Raw genomic sequence first — 16,311 nt, forward strand, 5'->3', positions numbered from 1 at the left:
CCGCCACCCGACAAATAACGGCGCAATGGGCCTGCCGCTATGGCTGGTACGGATGCACCTGCCGCCAGTGGTCGGCAATCTGCTGGCGGGTACAAATCCACACGCGCTCATGCTGCTGCACGTAATCAAGAAAACGTTGCAGAGCGCGAAAGCGTCCAGGGCGGCCCAGCAACCGGCAGTGCATGCCGATAGACATCATTTTCGGCGACGTTTCACCTTCCGCGTACAGCACATCAAAGCTGTCTTTCAGATAGGTATAAAACTGTTCAGCGGTATTAAACCCCTGAGCGGTGGCAAAGCGCATATCGTTAGCATCGAGCGTGTAAGGCACGATGAGGTGCGGTTTACGCTGCCCGTCGGCGCAAGGCACTTCCGTCCAGAACGGCAAATCATCGCCATAATAGTCACTGTCGTAATCAAACCCGCCATGTTCCACCACCAGTTGCCGGGTGTTAGGGCTATCGCGCCCGGTATACCAGCCGGTGGGCGGTTTGCCAAACAGGTCGGTCAGCACCTGCACCGCTTTATGCAGATGGTCACGCTCCTGTTCAATCGCCATATGCTGATAGTGGATCCAACGCCACCCGTGGCTGACCACATCATAGTTGGCCGCTTTGATCGCCGCGACGATATCCGGATGACGCGCCAACGCCATCGCCACGCCAAATACCGTCAGCGGTAACCCCCGCTCCTGAAAGGCATGATGGATACGCCAGAAACCCGCGCGGCTGCCATATTCATACAATGAGTCCATCGACATATGGCGGTCGGGATAGCTGGCAGCGCCAATGATATCGGAGAGAAACTGTTCGGAACCCGCATCGCCGTGCAGGACGTGATTCTCGGCGCCTTCTTCGTAATTAAGCACAAACTGCACCGCGATACGCGCCTGGTCTGGCCACTGCGCGTGCGGCGGTTTTCCCGCGTAGCCGCGCAAATCGCGCGGATATAATTCTGCTGCAGGTATCATCTCCCACCCCTTCATTTAATCATTAAACACGGCGAATTTACCGCTAAGCGTTTTACGTTCCGGATAAGCTAAATCGCCGTGCTTGCTGGTTGTCAGGCCTAGCGACACCAGAGATTCGACCATCTTCACCGCCGCGCTGACGCCATCAATAACGGGTACCTGAAGTTCCCGGGTCAGTTGCTGCGCCAGGGTCGCCATGCCGCCGCAGCCCAGCACGATAGCGCCGCAGCCATCTTCCTGTAGCGCCTGAATACAGCGGGCGCGTACTTTTTCCTGCGCCACGCCGCTGCCATCTTCCAGCGCCAGCACCGGTAGATCGATCGCATGCAGACCGGCGCAATGCTCATGGAAACCATACTGATGTAGCAGGTGGCGAGCGATAATCAGCGTGCGCGGCAAGGTAGTGACCACCGAGAAGCGGGTAGCGACCAGCGTCGCCATATGCATCGCCGCTTCGGCAATACCAATAACCGGCCCCTGGGCCAGTTCACGGGCGGCAAGTAACCCCGGATCGCCAAAACAGGCGATAACATGCCCGGAAACGCCCTGCCGCCGCCCGGCTTTTATTTGCTCCAGCACGCCGACGGCGGCGATAGCTTCGTCAAAATGCCCTTCAATCGACGGCACGCCGTCTGGTGGACAGACCGCGACAATATCGGTTCCTGGCGACGCCGCGGCGCGGGCCGCCTCGGCGATAGTTTGCGTCATACCGGGATCGGTATTGGGATTGATGACTTGTATACAGATGGTGGACATTACCGCTCCTTATAACCGGCAAACAGCAGGGCGAAATCGGGGACTGACTCCCCCGTGCGGGAAAAACATAAACTGGCGACGATGTGTTCAAAGTGATGGTTGAGCGCCTCGGTCAGCGCGGTCAGCGCTTTTTCGCGTAACAGGCCGACAAGGCGCTCGTGGTCATCGCAGCGGCACCCTTGCCGCCACGGCGCGCCCCAGGCGGCAATCACCAGCGATGAGCGTTGACTGAGCCGGGTGACCATCTCCGTTAGCACCTGGTTGCCGGAAATGGCCTGTAACTGAATATGAAAATTAGCGGAATGGCGGATAGCGGCCGGGCCATCATAGGCCTCATGCGCCAGTTGCTCCTGCTGAATAATGGCTTCCAGCGCCGCCAGATGCGGAGGCTGGCAGCGTTGAAGTACATCCGGCAGATTCGCTACTTCCAGTAGCGCACGGGTGCGGAATATTTCCCGTGCCTCGTCAACCGTCGGACTGGCGACCTGTGCACCACGTTTGGGCGTTAATGTCACCATTTGCACAGCGGCGAGTCGTTGCAGCGCTTTGCGTACTCCTGTGCGGCTGACGCCGAACACCTCCGCCAGCGCCTCTTCCGGCAATTTGCTGCCAGGCAGCAGTTGTTGCTCGACAATCGCGGTCAGCAAGGCCTCGTAGATAGACTCATCCTTGTCATGCAGTCCGGCTGCGGCCTGCAGCGGATTTTCATTGCCCATTGGTCTACTCCACTTTCCATTTTGATATCAAATCGTATACATAAAATAAATATTTTGTATACAAGATTAACCATTCTGGCCTGAATCCTGCAACGCCTTCCGCTATCAACGGCACAACGTTTGTCTTCAGAGGAGCAGGATCCATGCCAAATACACAAAACACGCATCAGCTCAACGCCGGAGACCCGGCATCAGGCTACAGCCCGCGTCTTTGCAACGAGGATCTGGCGCCGACGCGCGAGCAAAACTGGAACTGGTACAACATTTTTTCTTTCTGGATGTCGGACGTGCATAGCATGGGCGGCTATGTGGTGGCGGCGAGTTTCTTTACGCTGGGTCTGGCGAGCTGGCAGGTACTTATCTGCCTGTTAGCCGGAATTGTTATCGTCCAGCTTTGCGCCAATCTGGTGGCCAAACCCAGCCAGATTGCCGGCGTGCCCTATGCGGTCATCTGCCGTCAGGCGTTCGGCGTATTCGGCGCCAATATTCCAGCGGTGATACGCGGGCTGATTGCTTTCGCCTGGTACGGGATCCAAACTTATCTGGCTGCGAACGCCTTAATGCTGGTGCTGCTGAAGTTCTGGCCCTCGCTGGCGGCAATGACGCAAACGTCATTGCTGGGTCTTTCATCGCTTGGCTGGATCTGTTTCGCCACCATGTGGCTGTTGCAGGCGATGGTGTTCTGGCACGGCATGAGCGCGATTAAGCGCTTTATTGATATCGCCGGCCCGGCGGTATATGTGGTGATGCTGGCGCTGGCGGGCTGGATTGTATACAAGACAGGCCTCGACGGTATCTCCTTTACCCTCGCCAGTAAGACGCTGACCGCCGGTGAGCAAAGCTGGCAGATGATCACCGCCACCGCGCTGGTGGTCTCTTACTTCTCCGGTCCGCTGCTTAATTTTGGCGATTTCTCCCGTTATGCCAGAAGCATGGGCGAAATTCGCCGCGGCAACCGCTGGGGGCTGCCGTTTAACTTCCTGCTGTTCTCGGTAGTGACCGTAGTAATCGTCTCCGGGACGCAATCTTTATTTGGCCGGATGATCACCGACCCGATTGAAACGGTGAGCCATGTGGGTAACGATCTGGCGGTGGCCATCGGCCTGCTGACCATGATCACCGCTACTATCGGCATCAATATTGTCGCCAACTTCGTCTCGCCGGCATTTGATTTTTCCAACTGCGCACCGCAAAAAATCAGCTTCCGCACCGGCGGGATGATTGCCGCCATCGGCTCGATACTGCTCACCCCGTGGAACCTGTTTAACTCCCCTGAGCTTATCCACTACACACTGGATGTATTGGGAGCGTTTATCGGGCCGTTGTTCGGCATTCTGCTGGTTGATTTCTATTTGATTAAACGCGGACAGGTATCGATCGACGATCTTTTCGATGATACCCCGAAAGGCAAATACTGGTACCGCAACGGCTTTAACCCGAAGGCCATCGCCGCGCTGCTGCCCTCGGTGGCGGTCGGTCTGATTATCAGCTTTATTCCCGCTCTGCATGAGGTGGCCAATTTTAGCTGGTTCATCGGCGTGCTGTTAAGCGGCAGCCTGTATCGCTGGATTGCCCGCGACGAGCGGCAGGCCGCTTCCTCCGCCCGCTTTACCCCCGGCGCGCTGGCGCAGAAAGAATAATCCCGCCCGGCCGCGGTGCCTTCCGCGGCCTCCTGGCATTAAATTTGCACATATTTGCGCAATAGCTATCAACCTACTTATATAAGGCGGCAACATGCTGGAATACCACACCGCGCTACGCGGTGCTTTTTTTGATATTAGCCAACCCGCCGCCAGCGCTGACGATATCGCCCGCTACGCACGATATATTGATGATGGCGTGCTGTTTATTTACGCCGGGAAGATTCAGGCGCTACTGCCATGGCAGGAAGGCGAAGCATTACTCGATCCACATAAAGGCTATCGCGATCTGCGCGGTAAACTGCTGCTGCCGGGGTTTGTCGACGCCCATATTCATTATCCTCAAACCGAAATGATCGGCGCCTTTGGCGAACAGCTGCTGGAATGGCTGACCACTTATACCTTCCCGGTGGAAAGCCAGTTTGCCGATGAACGGTACGCGGCAGATATCGCCCGTTTTTTTGTCAACCAGTTGCTCAGCCATGGCACCACCACCGCGCTGGTGTTTTGTACGCTTCATCCTGCGTCCGTGGAGGCCCTGTTTACCGAGGCGTTGCGCCTGAACATGCGCCTGCTGGCCGGTAAGGTGATGATGGATCGCCATACGCCGGAGTATTTAACCGAAACCGCCGAACAGAGCTATCGCCAGACCCGCGAACTGATCCAGCGCTGGCACCAGCGAGGCCGTCTGGGCTACGCTATTACGCCGCGTTTCGCCCCCACTTCCACACCGGAACTACTACAAGCAGTTCAGCGGCTGCGAGAGGAGTTTCCTGATACCTGGCTGCATACCCATCTGAGTGAAAACCTTAATGAAGTTGCGTGGGTAAAGCAGTTATGGCCGGAGCATGAGCACTATCTTGATGTTTATCATCACTATCAATTGACCGGAGCGCGCAGCGTCTTCGCCCACGGGATCCATCTGGCGGAGAAAGAGTGGCGGTGTCTGCATGAGACCGGTTCGGCAATCGCCTTTTGTCCTACGTCAAACCTGTTTTTAGGTAGCGGGCTATTTCGCCTGCCAGCCAGCTGGCAACATCAGGTCCGGATCGGCATCGGCAGCGATGTGGGCGCCGGGACCACCTTCAGCCTGCTGCGCACCCTCGGCGAGGCCTATAAAGTGGCGCAGCTACAAAGCTATCGCCTGCGCGCCAGCGAAGCGTTTTATCATGCGACGTTGGGCGGCGCGCACGCGTTACGCCTGGATGACAAAATTGGTAATTTCCAGTCGGGAAAAGAGGCCGATTTGGTGGTTATCGACCCGGCGGTGACGCCGCTACAAAAGCTGCGCGGCGCACGCTGTCATGATGTCTATGAGCAGCTGTTCGTATTGATGACCTTAGGCGATGAACGAAACATTAGTGAGACCTGGGTCAATGGCCAACAGGTATGGTGTAACGAAGGCTGAACCGCTGCCCGGCACTTTATTCTGACCGGGCAGCGGACTCAACTTAACTTCCGCGATAGGTCGACCAGCCGCCGGGGGCAATTAAAAACGGCAGATGAAAATGGTCTTTGTCCTCGGCGGTGATCATAAAATCGATCTGCGCCTGCCGGTACAGGGTCTGACGACCATCGCGCGCAAACCACGATTGCAGTTCGGCCACCAGCTGATAGTTGCCGGGACGCAGTTGTCCCGTCGCCAGCTCGCCCAGGCGGCCATGGCTGTCCGTCACGCCTGACGCCAGGCTGCGCCCTTCGCATAACAGGGTGACCGCCACGCCTTGTGCAGGCTTGCCGGTAGAAATATCAAGAATATGGGTGCTCAGGGTGATCATTCGCTAATAACTCCCGCCAGTCTGAGTAAGGTGATTTCACGTAATTGTTCCAGTGCCGCTTCAATTTCCTGCGCGTCATTATTCGTCAGCCGTTGGGTCAGCGCCTGCAGGATCTCGGCGGCGCTGCGTCCTTTGGCGCGGATCAGAAACACGCGGTCAAAGCGGGCTTCGTAACGGGCGTTCCCTTCTTTCAGCGCCCGGGCGATATCGGCATCGTCGGCATTAACCTCCGCCTGCTCCTGGCGAGACAGCGCGGCATGCGCTTCCCCGCCCGTCGGCTTTTCCCCGATCCGCGGGTGGGCGCAGAGCGCCCGCGCCAGATCTGCCTCTCCCCAGTGCTGCATCAGTTGTTGTGCGCGATCCGTTAAGGCCGTCAGTGTGGCATAGGGCCGCTCCAGCGCCAGCGCTTCGCGCCAGGCGGGGAGCGCCACGCAGGGTTCAAGCTGGCGAATGGCTTCCGCCTGCGGCAACTGATTAAAGTGGTTGAGTGTTATCATCATTGCTCCTTGCCGCTGCCGTCATGGCGGCTTTCTCTTGCGGAATAATCAGATTCAGTACAATCGCCACCAGCCCGCCGCTGGTGGCCGCAGATCCAAACAGGTTACCGATGATGGGCGGGAAATGGGCAAGGAATGCGGGAACCGCCTCAATGCCGAGGCCAAAACCAAATGCCAGGCCAACAATCAGCATATCGCGGCGCGTTAGCGGGTTCTGGGTGATAATGCGGATCCCGGCCGCCACGACACAGCCAAACATGACCATCGTCGCGCCGCCTAACACCGGCGTGGGGATCTGGCGTAGGATCTCGCCGAATGGCGGAAACAGCCCAAGCAGAATCAGCAATACGCCAATATAACGCCCGACATAGCGGCTGGCGACGCCGGTCATCTGGATGACGCCGTTATTCTGTGCGAAGGTGGTATTGGGAAACGCGCTGATCGCCGCGGCGATCAGGCAGCTAATGCCATCCGCGAGGATCCCGCCTTTCAGGCGCGAACGAAACGCGCCGTCATCGATGGCCTGTTTTGAGATCAGGCAGTTGGCGGTTAAATCGCCGACGGCTTCAAGAATGCAAACCAGCGATACCAGCGCGACCGGTAAAAATATGGCGCTATTAAACTGAAAGCCAAAAGGAAATATCGCCGGCAGACGAAACCAGCTATCGCCGATCGGCGCCAGATGAAATTTTCCGCTCAATGCGGCAGCGATACAGCCCACCGCCATGCCGATGACCACTGACGATAAACGTAGCCAGCGATTTTTCGCGCAGCTCAACACCACGATAATCCCTAACGTTATGCCGCCCAATGCGATATTGCCCGGGCTGGCGAAATCCTTCGCGTGCTCGCCGCCGCTCCAGTTAATAATACTGACCTTTATCAGGCTAATGCCGATCAGCGCAATGACGCTGCCGGTAATAATCGGGGTAAAAAGTTTTTTCAGCGGTTCGATAAAGCGGCTGACGACGACCGGTACCAGCGCGGCAACAACGTTGACGCCAAACAGCATGGCCATCATGTCCTGCGGGCCGCCTCCCTGCGCTTTCACCCACATGCCGCCGGCAATCGCTACGCCGAGAAAAGCGAAGCTGGTGCCCTGCATACAGATCATCCCTGCACCGATCCCCCAGACGCGGTTAGCCTGCAGAAAGGTGCCAATCCCGGAAGCCATTAGCGACATACTAATTAAATATGGCAGCCATTCGCCAAGCCCCAGCGCGGCGCCAATAATCAGCGGCGGCGTAATAATGCCGACCAGCCCTGCCAGCACGTGCTGTAAGGCGCTAAAAAAAGCCGGCAGCGGCGGGATGCGCTGCTCCAGGCCATAAAGCAGGTTGCTGTTCTTTTCATCAGACATGGGGTCACCGTCTCGTCGTGGATAAGCGTTCACGATGTAGTGCACAAAGCAGGCCACATTGCTTATTCCCTCTATCTTTATCCACGGAACAATCGCTTTATCTTTTATTTATCAGTGAAATAGCTAAATTAAAGAGCGAGTATTCTGTAACGATCGTTGGCGCGGGGCGCTGAAACTTTTGATTCCTTAATTCATCAAAAGAAATCTTTGATTCATAAAAAGGCAACATAATCGCAACTTTGCCCTCCTTTGGTGCATCTCCCCGCCATCACCCGTCCGTTTTCCGCTGATTTCGCAGGTTCTGCTACCTGGTATGCAAATTGCTGAACCCCTTAAACAACACACCTAAGGGGAAGACAATGAAAGCAATCGTGATTGGCGCGGGAATCGGCGGGTTGAGCGCCGCGGTGGCGCTACGTAATGCAGGCATCGCTTGCGAAGTGTTCGAAGCGGTAAAAGAGATTAAGCCGGTTGGCGCCGCGATCTCTATCTGGCCCAACGGCGTCAAGTGTATGAACCGCCTGGGGATGGGCGAGATCATCGACGCTTATGGCGGCCCGATGCATTATCTGGCGTATAAGGAGTATCAACACGGGGAAACGCTCACACGGTTCAGTCTCGCGCCGCTGGTTGAACGTACGCAGGGCCGCCCTTCGCCAGTGTCGCGAACGGAACTTCAGCGTGAGATGCTTGATTTCTGGGGGCGTAAGCAGGTGCAGTTCGGCAAGCGGGTCACCCGCGTGGAAGAGCATACCGACGGCGTCACCGTCTGGTTTACCGATGGTAGCGAGGCGCACGGCGATATGGTCATCGCCGCCGATGGCAGCCATTCGGCGCTGCGGCCATATGTGCTCGGCTATACGCCGGAACGCCGCTATGCCGGTTACGTTAACTGGAATGGTCTGGTCGATATTGATGAGTCCATTGCTCCCGCCGATCAGTGGACGACGTTTGTTGGCGAAGGGAAACGCGTGTCGCTGATGCCGGTGGCGGGCGGACGCTTCTACTTCTTCTTCGATGTGCCGTTGCCGGCCGGATTAGCGGAAGATCGCCTCACCCTGCGCGACGATTTAACCCGCTACTTCACCGGCTGGGCGCCGCCGGTGCAAAAGCTTATCGCCGCCCTCGACCCGCAGACCACCAACCGGATAGAAATTCACGATATTGAACCTTTTGATAAGCTGGTACGTGGCAAGGTGGCGCTACTGGGCGATGCCGGACACAGCACCACGCCGGATATTGGCCAGGGCGGCTGCGCGGCGATGGAGGACGCGGTCGTGCTGGGTAATGTACTGCGCGACAATAGCGATATTGTCACCGCGCTGCGCCAGTACGAAGCATTGCGTTGTGAAAGGGTGCGTGACCTGGTGCTCAAAGCGCGTAAACGCTGTGATATCACCCACGGTAAGGATATGGCGTTAACCAAAGCCTGGTATCAGGAACTGAAAACGGAAACCGGCGAGCGTATTATCAACGGCTTGTGCGAAACCATTCAGGGCGGGCCATTAGGCTGAGAGTGAGCAGCGCTACGCATCTCCTCCATCACCAGCGTTAGTTTTTGAATCGCCATTTGCGCCGGACGAGATAGCTGGCGCGATGGCGCGGTGCATAGCGCCAGAGTCAAAGGTCGCAGCAGCTTATTACGTAGCGGCACAAACGCCAGCAAACCGTTGTTTACCTCGTCCTGCACGTCCAGCAGGCTCAGGACCGTCACCCCGCCGCCTTTAAGCACCAGCGATTTAATCAGACGAATATCATTGCAGCTAACGGTGTTGGGCGGCGAAAAATCATAATGGCGATAGAGCATTGCCACCCGGTCATGCACTATTAACGGCGCGCCGGGAATAATATGCCGTTCATCGCTAAGTTCCCCCAGCGAGATCGCGGGCGCGGCGGCAAAAGGATGGTGCGGATGCAGTACCACCCCGACTTCCATTTCAATAAACGCCAGTACGTTGAGACCCGCCTGACCTTCAGGATCGAGGATCAGACCAAAATCGACATCGGCCTGACGCACTCTGTCGCTGATGCTCTGGCTATCGGCGACCTGCAACATCAGTTCCAGCCACTCGCACTGGTTGATAATCTCTGCCAGCGCCGCGGCAAAACTCCCTTCGGCCAGCGCCTGCACCATACCGACATTCACCGTTCCGCGTTTTAGCCCCTGCAGTTCATCAAATTTCTGTTGGGTCATGCGAAACTCTTTTTGCCAGTGCAGCAGATTGTCATACAACAGCTCTCCTGCGGTGGTCATCCGCAAACCTTCCGGCAGCCGTTCAAACAGCGGCGTGCCGAAGGACGCTTCAGCCTGCAGTATCTGGCGGTTAATCGCCGAAGCCGAAATATGCAGTTTTTCCGCCGCCCGGCGCAGGCTGCCGCTGCGGGCCACTTCCATAAAATAATGCGCAAAGCGCGAGAAAGGACTCATCGGTTACCTGTACTGATTTTTGCAACGGATAACTGAATTAATGCTGATGGATGTCAACACCCTACTATGGCAACAATAAACTCACAACAATTAAACAATCAACTTAGCCATCAGGAAGCAAGACGATGAACAGACAACCGCTCACGCCCCCCGCGCATTGCACCTTTGAACCCCAGGACTGGCTGCGGCTGGCAAAATGCTGGCATCCGGTGGCGCGCAGCGCTGATATCGGCCCGCAACCGGTGAAAGCCACCCTGCTGGATGAAAAACTGGTTATCTATCGCCTGCACGAACGAGTCGTAGTCGCCCGCGATGTCTGTCCCCACCGCGGGGTACCATTGACGTTAGGTTTTCATGACGCAGAAGGCATTATTTGCCCTTATCACGGCCTGCGCTTTGGGGAAGATGGCCGCTGTAACCGAATCCCCTCCAGCCCAAATCAGCCGATACCGGCGAAATTAAATCTGACCTGCTACGCGGCGGAAGAACACTATGGTCTGGTGTGGGTGTGTCTCGATTATGATGCTGACAATCCCCCGCGGTTACCGACCATGCCGCACTGGGCAGACGACGGATTCCAGCAACTGACCTGCCCGGCGTTTGAGGTCAATGGCTTTGCAGGCCGTCAGGTTGAAGGGTTTCTTGATGTGGCGCATTTTGCGTGGATCCATACCGACACCTTCGCCGATGCGGAGAATCAACAGGTTCCTGACTACCTGCCTGAGGAAACGGAAAACGGGTTTGTCGTCGACTACTGGAGCACGGTCGGCAATTATCCGGCAAGCGCCGGCTACCGCGCTCCGGAGGGATTTCAATGGCTGCGTCGCTTTGAGATGCATTTGCCCTTTACCGCCACCCTGACGATTCATTTTCCCGGCGAAGCCCGGCTGGTTATTATGAATGCCGCCTCGCCCGTCTCATCACGGGTCACGCGGATGTTTGCCCCAATCGCCCGCAATTTCGACCTGCATGTGCCGGTGGAGGAGGTCTACGCCTTCAACCTTCGCGTTTTTGAAGAAGACCGGCTGATGGTAGAGAGCCAGCGCCCGGAGACGCTACCTCTGGATCTTACCCTGGAAGCACATATTCCAGCCGACCGTAGCTCAATTGCCTACCGTCGCGGCTTGAAGCGGCTGGGTTTCGGTGAGTTTTTCCTGGTCTGAGCAAGGAGTTATATGATGAGTACTCTAATTGAGGTGGTTGTCGATGGTCTCTGGCGTGAAGGAAAACATAATCTGGCGGTCAGGCTGGTGACGCCTGACGGCGACCCATTACCCGCATGGCAGCCCGGCGCCCATATCGATCTGCATCTGGCGAACGGCGTGACCCGTCAGTACTCACTCACCGGCAGCCATCGCAGGCTGGAACGTTATCTGATTTGCGTGGCGCGATCGGCAGAGTCGCGCGGCGGTTCGCGCTACATCCATGAGACGCTGCGACCGGGTCAGAGGCTGATGATTTCGCTACCACGAAACCAGTTTGCCCTGCAGACGGCGCGACACGTCACCCTGCTGGCCGCCGGGATTGGCATTACGCCGCTGTATAGCATGGCGCGGGCGTTAGCGGCGCAAGGAAAGCCATTTACCTTACAGTATTACCTTAACCGACGGGAAAACGGCGCCCTGGTAGCCGCGATTGCCGGCAAGCTGGCACCTGAAAACGTGAGGATTTATAGCTCAGTTGAAGGCGAGAGTCCGCGAGAAAATCTGGCTGGCAGATTGCGCGTTCCTCACCGTGAGGATCGGCTTTACCTGTGTGGGCCGGCGGGATTTATGGCCGCCGCGCGCCAGGCGGCGGCCCTACAAGGCTGGCAGGCTGAGCAGATCCATGAGGAGGCGTTTCAGGCGTCAATGCCCGCCAACGACGTTCGGCAGGAAGAGACGTTTACGGTGACGCTCGCCTCTTCTGGCCAGTGCTGGCCTGTCGCCGCCAATCAAACCATCGCGCAGGTATTGCAGGAAAATGGTGTGGCAGTGCCGCTCTCCTGTGAGATGGGGATTTGCGGCGCCTGTCTGACCAGGGTGGTTGAGGGAGAGGTGGATCATCGTGATACGGTGCAGTCAGCAGCAGAAAAATGCGCCATCGTGCAGCATGTCGCGCTGTGCTGCTCCCGCAGCCGCAGCACGAATCTGCTTATTGATTTATAAAATAAGGCCAGGCTAAAACTGGCCTGTTGCCGCCCTTTTCTAACGTGAAGCGCGACGCAGCGTCTGGCGCTGAATATTAAGCTGTTTTCGCCAGACCCTGTTATGTAGATAAAGGGCGTTTGCACGGTAAAAAGTCTGGCTATTAATGCATCGGATACCGCCTAAAATGAATACTAGCCCCAGCACGGCGCTAATGAGAAATCCTGGTTTTAGTCCGGCGCCGAATAATGCCCCCAGGCAAACAGAAAGAAAATAAACAATCGCAACCAGACCGCTAAAAGCCATCAAAGCCAGTGATAATTTAAGCGCCAGAAAATTGCCTCTGGCAACGAAGTACATCGTCAGTACCATTATCAGACTATAAATTAGCGATACAGGCACACTCGCCGCCATCACGGCATACTGCGGCAGCCCAAATAGCTCGAACACCGCCAACCAGAGATAAGGTTGAGCCAGGGCAAAAGCGAACATGCTCAGAATCATAGCCCCTACCAGCGGTATTCCTGACATATGCCAGCCGACCGGTATACCCATCCGGTCTTTTAATCTGTCTTTAAGCTTTTCAAGCTGCTGCGGATCGTTAGTGTCCATTTTTCGAGAAACAACGGCACTTAAAATAAGGTTTCTGGTAATATATTTCATGATTATTATTAATGAGTTCCCAACAAGGAGAATGACTGAATAAGGCCAATGGCATATTGTGTTGAGGCCCTCATATTTTGCGGATTACGGATTGTTCCAGTCATGGCGCTACCCGCAAATGCGGAGGTATTCACTACCGCCGTGGTTAATTCACGTTGTAAGCTTCTCTGTAAGGCATCAGAAGGAAAGCGTTTGGGATAAAACCCTGCACGCATAGCGGCTTTAATTCCTGTATTCGATATTCCAGGGTTTTGCGCACGAATAATTTCTTCCGTAATTCGGCGACGTTCCGCACGGTTTAGCCCTTTAAGCCAGGTTATCACATTCGTTGAAGTGCTAGCTTTCATCATCTTATATGTTTCTATCGTGCTTCTCAGCCCAGCTCCGGCACCCGCAAGCGAAACAATATCTAATGCGGTACTTGTTGCCACATACCATGATTCGCTGTCGAGCCATGTGACTACATCATCATGATCTGTTGCAATCAGGGTAATACGACCTAAACCAATAAAACATTGCGCGACTGTAGCTACCGTTCCCGCAGTAATAATCGCAGCAACAACACCGGATGCCCCTGCGGTTATTGGAACGGCGGCACCTGCGCCGACAGCCAAAACTCCCGTTACGACAGCCGCACCGCATGAAATAGCCGTTGAGGTGATCTCGTTTGCCAGGGATGGCGTCTGAATCGTATGATTTAGTGCTTTGGTGGCATTATATGCCGAAGGTTGAGCATTTATTCGGGTAACGATAACGTGGGTGACGGTGCTTTTATTTTCCTGAGCAATATTTCTGGACGGTCTAACAAGCCACTGCTGGCTACCGTCAGAATAAATAATACCTGCATGGTTAAAATCTCGGGAACAATCCAATTGATTGGCCAGAGCCTTAAAATCAAAATCATTGCCTGAGGTCAGTCCCAGACTCCTTGCAAATCCATAATCGGGTAAATTGTTTTTTGCAAACTCGCCAGGCATTGTCATTGATTCTCTCCATGCATATGGGCATCTATTTTATGCCCTAAAGGTTAATTGCTATAGAAATATAAAAATTCAGGATTATTCCGAATGGCCGTTGTTACTCCACTTACCCCATCGCCTGGGACATCAGGCTAAAAAGACGTACATCATGGCTGTGGCGGCAAATATCCCCTTTCACCATTGCCAAGGGCCGATCCGCCAGCGTGAACCCGTTTTGCCCAAGCCAGTGGGTAAACGATTCATGCTGGCTTTCCGGACAATCGAGGCGCACAAACTCGCCGGCAAGCGTCGTCAGAAAACTAGCGCATAACGCCTGCGCATGATCGCTTCGGCTGGCCACCACCGGTCCGATTACATAGCCTCGGCCCATGCGGCGACAGGCGGCCCAGGCGCAAATCTGCTCCTGGCTATTGCGGATAACAGCGAGGTGCGCGTTGGCCAGCAGCCAGCGGATAAGACGCTCTCGTTGGGCGCCCCAGGCCTTGCCATCCAACAGAGCTAGCTGTGATATATCGGCGACCGTCGCGGCAGAGATGCCGATGCCCGAAGAAGCAACGGCAGGTAATGCGTGGGCGTGCCATTGCTGGAGAAATCCTGCCGGACGGAAACCAAACTTACGATATAACGGTTCTCCGGCAGGCGTGGCGTACAGTTGGATAGTGCGGCTGCCCAGCCTCTCTAATTGAGCGGCAAAGAGCTTCTTGCCAAGCCCTTTACCCTGCAGCTGTTTAGTCACCAGCACCAGGCCGATAGTGGCGTGATGTTGACCCCAGCGCCAGCATAGCGTCGTGCCACAGAGTTCGCCTTCTATTTCCGCCACAATACCCTCACCTAGCCTGAAGGCGCACAGCCAGTCTTCACGACGATGCGGCCAACCCATCTGCTGGCTAAGCATCAGGCCACCGCTAATATCGGAGGCCCGCATTTTTCTCAACACGATTGCCATCTCCCGGTCACCCCTCTGTTGGCGGCGGCGAACTCGCGCGGCTGGCGTTTTCCTGCGATAAGCGCCAGAAATCATGCCCGGCGGGATACTGGTAAAGACGCAGTGAAAACTGCCCGGCCACGGCGGTAATGTATTCAAAAATAGCAGACTGGGTGTTCTCGTAATCCATCCACAGCGTCGAGGAGGTAAAGCAGTAGATTTCCAGCGGCAGCCCGGACGGCGACGGTTTTAACGTTCGCGCCACGATGTACATATCTTTAATGATATCTGGCCGTTCGGCGAGATAGCTCATCAGGTAATGGCGAAACAGCGTCAGGTTAGTCAACCCGTTATCAATAAACCAGCGATCCGCGACGCCGCCCGGATCCCGGCCATCCAGTAATTTACTGAGCGGCTCACTCACCCCGCGGATTGCCAGCATCGGGGTTAACATCTCCTGATTCAGGAAGGTCACCGAGTGCTGATCGATATTAATACTACGCATGATCCTTCGTGCGCCGGACGAGAACATCGCCTGCCAGTTGGTATACGTTTCTGTAAGGAAATTCTTGGTCGGAATACGCGAAATGGTGTTGTCCCAGTTACGGATAGTAATGGTATGCAGCGCGATATCCGTCACTTCCCCGCTCAGGTTCTTGTCGGGCATTTCGATCCAGTCGCCCAGTTGCAGGACATCGTTGGACGATAGCTGGACGTTGGCCACCAGCGACAACAAGGTATGTTGAAACACTAACATCAGCACCGCCGCGACGGCGCCGAGGCTGGAAATAATAATCACCGGTGATTTATTCGACATCACGGCGAGGATCATAATCGCGGCCAGAATGTGAACTAAGATTTTGCCTATCTGGATATAGCCTTTGATGGAGTGGTTTTTACGCTTGGTCTTACGCAGATAAGAGCTATTGACGATATCCAGCATTTCGTTGAAGAAGATCGACAGAAAAATAAAAAACAAAATTCCGCAGATGGTATTAATCGCCGTTACCAGCGATGCCGGCATATTGGGCATAAACTGCAGAACATAGTAGACGATAATAACCGGAATGAAGTTTGACAGTTTCTCGGCGATACGGCGGTCTTTTTCCAGCGGTACGTCCTGTTTATGGCTGGCGAAGAACACCTTGCGTATCACTTTAATCAGCAAAAACTTGCACAAAAGATGGGCAAAGATGCCGGAGACGACCAACAGAATAAGGTTAAAGCCGATCGCGAGTGCCGGATTACTTTCAATAAACGTCAACAGATGATTCAAATACGCCATGCGTTATCGCCTGAATAAATATGCCCTTTTGTATTAGCCCTTCACTCTCGGCTATTAATACAAAAATTTAACCAATGTGCATCATGACATGTCAAAGCCGGATAAGTCCACGCTTTGCGCGGGTGATCACATTCATTGTATAAATATGTTCATTTGCATTAATGATGCTCTGCGCCCACTATTAAGG

15 protein-coding genes and 2 pseudogenes are annotated in these 16,311 nt (G+C 55.2%); 5 read left to right on the plus strand and 12 right to left on the minus strand.

Annotated features, from left to right (window positions below):
- Window positions 1-37 precede the first annotated feature (37 nt).
- The 3 genes and pseudogenes from puuE to ABLU78_RS01280 form a co-directional block, all read right to left on the minus strand.
- Complete coding sequence (puuE, locus tag ABLU78_RS01270; RefSeq protein WP_032711639.1) at window positions 38-970, minus strand: allantoinase PuuE; 933 nt, start codon at window positions 968-970, stop codon at window positions 38-40.
- Window positions 861-1,726, minus strand: a pseudogene (gene hpxA / locus ABLU78_RS01275) (allantoin racemase). Before hpxA ends, puuE begins: the two are co-directional and overlap by 110 nt.
- Window positions 1,726-2,442 (minus strand): GntR family transcriptional regulator, encoded by a 717-nt coding sequence (locus ABLU78_RS01280; protein ID WP_045360858.1) that lies wholly within the window; start codon window positions 2,440-2,442, stop codon window positions 1,726-1,728. The pseudogene hpxA and the gene ABLU78_RS01280 overlap by 1 nt, the downstream one beginning before the upstream one ends.
- A 143-nt stretch (window positions 2,443-2,585) precedes the next feature.
- Here ABLU78_RS01280 and ABLU78_RS01285 point away from each other — a divergent pair, with 143 nt between their 5' ends.
- Both ABLU78_RS01285 and guaD read left to right on the plus strand, forming a co-directional pair.
- Window positions 2,586-4,082 (plus strand): NCS1 family nucleobase:cation symporter-1, encoded by a 1,497-nt coding sequence (locus ABLU78_RS01285; RefSeq protein WP_047080786.1) that lies wholly within the window; start codon window positions 2,586-2,588, stop codon window positions 4,080-4,082.
- Between the two features lie 94 nt (window positions 4,083-4,176).
- Window positions 4,177-5,490, plus strand: a complete 1,314-nt coding sequence (gene guaD / locus ABLU78_RS01290) for a guanine deaminase (RefSeq protein WP_042897439.1) — start codon at window positions 4,177-4,179, stop codon at window positions 5,488-5,490.
- A gap of 43 nt (window positions 5,491-5,533) precedes the next feature.
- Here guaD and uraH read toward each other — a convergent pair whose 3' ends face one another.
- From uraH to ABLU78_RS01305, 3 genes are read right to left on the minus strand one after another with little or no spacing between them, the layout of a single operon-like run.
- A complete protein-coding gene (uraH, locus tag ABLU78_RS01295) occupies window positions 5,534-5,860 on the minus strand; it encodes a hydroxyisourate hydrolase (protein ID WP_042897437.1) in 327 nt (108 codons plus the stop codon).
- Window positions 5,857-6,357, minus strand: coding sequence for a 2-oxo-4-hydroxy-4-carboxy-5-ureidoimidazoline decarboxylase (uraD, locus tag ABLU78_RS01300; protein WP_042897434.1), 501 nt, complete (start codon window positions 6,355-6,357; stop codon window positions 5,857-5,859). Before uraD ends, uraH begins: the two co-directional genes overlap by 4 nt.
- Window positions 6,335-7,717 (minus strand): nucleobase:cation symporter-2 family protein, encoded by a 1,383-nt coding sequence (locus tag ABLU78_RS01305; RefSeq protein ID WP_048228751.1) that lies wholly within the window; start codon window positions 7,715-7,717, stop codon window positions 6,335-6,337. Before ABLU78_RS01305 ends, uraD begins: the two co-directional genes overlap by 23 nt.
- A gap of 359 nt (window positions 7,718-8,076) precedes the next feature.
- Between ABLU78_RS01305 and hpxO the strand changes: the two genes are divergently transcribed.
- The gene (gene hpxO, locus ABLU78_RS01310; RefSeq protein ID WP_047049044.1) at window positions 8,077-9,231 is read left to right on the plus strand and encodes an FAD-dependent urate hydroxylase HpxO; all 1,155 of its coding nucleotides are present in this window, start codon (window positions 8,077-8,079) and stop codon (window positions 9,229-9,231) included.
- Here hpxO and hpxR read toward each other — a convergent pair.
- Complete coding sequence (gene hpxR / locus ABLU78_RS01315) at window positions 9,210-10,145, minus strand: LysR family hpxDE operon transcriptional regulator HpxR (RefSeq protein WP_048228752.1); 936 nt, start codon at window positions 10,143-10,145, stop codon at window positions 9,210-9,212. The two genes, hpxO and hpxR, sit on opposite strands and share 22 nt — an antisense overlap.
- Window positions 10,146-10,270: 125 nt before the next feature.
- On the opposite strand from hpxR, the gene hpxD reads away from it, so the two are divergent.
- Complete coding sequence (gene hpxD, locus ABLU78_RS01320; RefSeq protein ID WP_032711646.1) at window positions 10,271-11,308, plus strand: molybdenum cofactor-independent xanthine hydroxylase subunit HpxD; 1,038 nt, start codon at window positions 10,271-10,273, stop codon at window positions 11,306-11,308.
- Window positions 11,309-11,323: 15 nt separating this feature from the next.
- Window positions 11,324-12,292: a PDR/VanB family oxidoreductase gene (locus tag ABLU78_RS01325; protein ID WP_020078774.1), complete on the plus strand. Its 969-nt coding sequence runs from the start codon at window positions 11,324-11,326 to the stop codon at window positions 12,290-12,292.
- A gap of 39 nt (window positions 12,293-12,331) precedes the next feature.
- Here ABLU78_RS01325 and ABLU78_RS01330 read toward each other — a convergent pair whose 3' ends face one another.
- The 5 genes and pseudogenes from ABLU78_RS01330 to ABLU78_RS01350 all read right to left on the minus strand — a co-directional run bounded on the left by ABLU78_RS01330 (window position 12,332) and on the right by ABLU78_RS01350 (window position 16,124).
- The gene (locus ABLU78_RS01330) at window positions 12,332-12,934 is read right to left on the minus strand and encodes a hypothetical protein (RefSeq protein ID WP_225623195.1); all 603 of its coding nucleotides are present in this window, start codon (window positions 12,932-12,934) and stop codon (window positions 12,332-12,334) included.
- 8 nt (window positions 12,935-12,942) lie between these two features.
- Window positions 12,943-13,917, minus strand: a complete 975-nt coding sequence (locus ABLU78_RS01335) for a hypothetical protein (RefSeq protein WP_015705429.1) — start codon at window positions 13,915-13,917, stop codon at window positions 12,943-12,945.
- Window positions 13,918-14,020: 103 nt separating this feature from the next.
- Complete coding sequence (locus tag ABLU78_RS01340; protein ID WP_048228753.1) at window positions 14,021-14,860, minus strand: GNAT family N-acetyltransferase; 840 nt, start codon at window positions 14,858-14,860, stop codon at window positions 14,021-14,023.
- A 7-nt stretch (window positions 14,861-14,867) separates the two neighbouring features.
- Complete coding sequence (locus tag ABLU78_RS01345; protein WP_223575718.1) at window positions 14,868-15,782, minus strand: mechanosensitive ion channel domain-containing protein; 915 nt, start codon at window positions 15,780-15,782, stop codon at window positions 14,868-14,870.
- A pseudogene (locus tag ABLU78_RS01350) lies at window positions 15,704-16,124 on the minus strand (hypothetical protein). The gene ABLU78_RS01345 and the pseudogene ABLU78_RS01350 overlap by 79 nt, the downstream one beginning before the upstream one ends.
- Window positions 16,125-16,311 lie beyond the last annotated feature (187 nt).

The organism is Klebsiella sp. JN_Kp122 (assembly GCF_040062085.1).
Lineage (GTDB): Bacteria > Pseudomonadota > Gammaproteobacteria > Enterobacterales > Enterobacteriaceae > Klebsiella > Klebsiella aerogenes.

Bases quoted from the DNA above. Each gene is read 5' to 3' on its own strand.
- puuE (WP_032711639.1), bottom strand. From the start codon at position 970: ATGATACCTGCAGCAGAATTATATCCGCGCGATTTGCGCGGCTACGCG.
- ABLU78_RS01280 (WP_045360858.1), bottom strand. From the start codon at position 2,442: ATGGGCAATGAAAATCCGCTGCAGGCCGCAGCCGGACTGCATGACAAG.
- ABLU78_RS01285 (WP_047080786.1), top strand. From the start codon at position 2,586: ATGCCAAATACACAAAACACGCATCAGCTCAACGCCGGAGACCCGGCA.
- guaD (WP_042897439.1), top strand. From the start codon at position 4,177: ATGCTGGAATACCACACCGCGCTACGCGGTGCTTTTTTTGATATTAGC.
- uraH (WP_042897437.1), bottom strand. From the start codon at position 5,860: ATGATCACCCTGAGCACCCATATTCTTGATATTTCTACCGGCAAGCCT.
- uraD (WP_042897434.1), bottom strand. From the start codon at position 6,357: ATGATAACACTCAACCACTTTAATCAGTTGCCGCAGGCGGAAGCCATT.
- ABLU78_RS01305 (WP_048228751.1), bottom strand. From the start codon at position 7,717: ATGTCTGATGAAAAGAACAGCAACCTGCTTTATGGCCTGGAGCAGCGC.
- hpxO (WP_047049044.1), top strand. From the start codon at position 8,077: ATGAAAGCAATCGTGATTGGCGCGGGAATCGGCGGGTTGAGCGCCGCG.
- hpxR (WP_048228752.1), bottom strand. From the start codon at position 10,145: ATGAGTCCTTTCTCGCGCTTTGCGCATTATTTTATGGAAGTGGCCCGC.
- hpxD (WP_032711646.1), top strand. From the start codon at position 10,271: ATGAACAGACAACCGCTCACGCCCCCCGCGCATTGCACCTTTGAACCC.
- ABLU78_RS01325 (WP_020078774.1), top strand. From the start codon at position 11,324: ATGAGTACTCTAATTGAGGTGGTTGTCGATGGTCTCTGGCGTGAAGGA.
- ABLU78_RS01330 (WP_225623195.1), bottom strand. From the start codon at position 12,934: ATGAAATATATTACCAGAAACCTTATTTTAAGTGCCGTTGTTTCTCGA.
- ABLU78_RS01335 (WP_015705429.1), bottom strand. From the start codon at position 13,917: ATGACAATGCCTGGCGAGTTTGCAAAAAACAATTTACCCGATTATGGA.
- ABLU78_RS01340 (WP_048228753.1), bottom strand. From the start codon at position 14,860: ATGGCAATCGTGTTGAGAAAAATGCGGGCCTCCGATATTAGCGGTGGC.
- ABLU78_RS01345 (WP_223575718.1), bottom strand. From the start codon at position 15,782: ATGCTGGATATCGTCAATAGCTCTTATCTGCGTAAGACCAAGCGTAAA.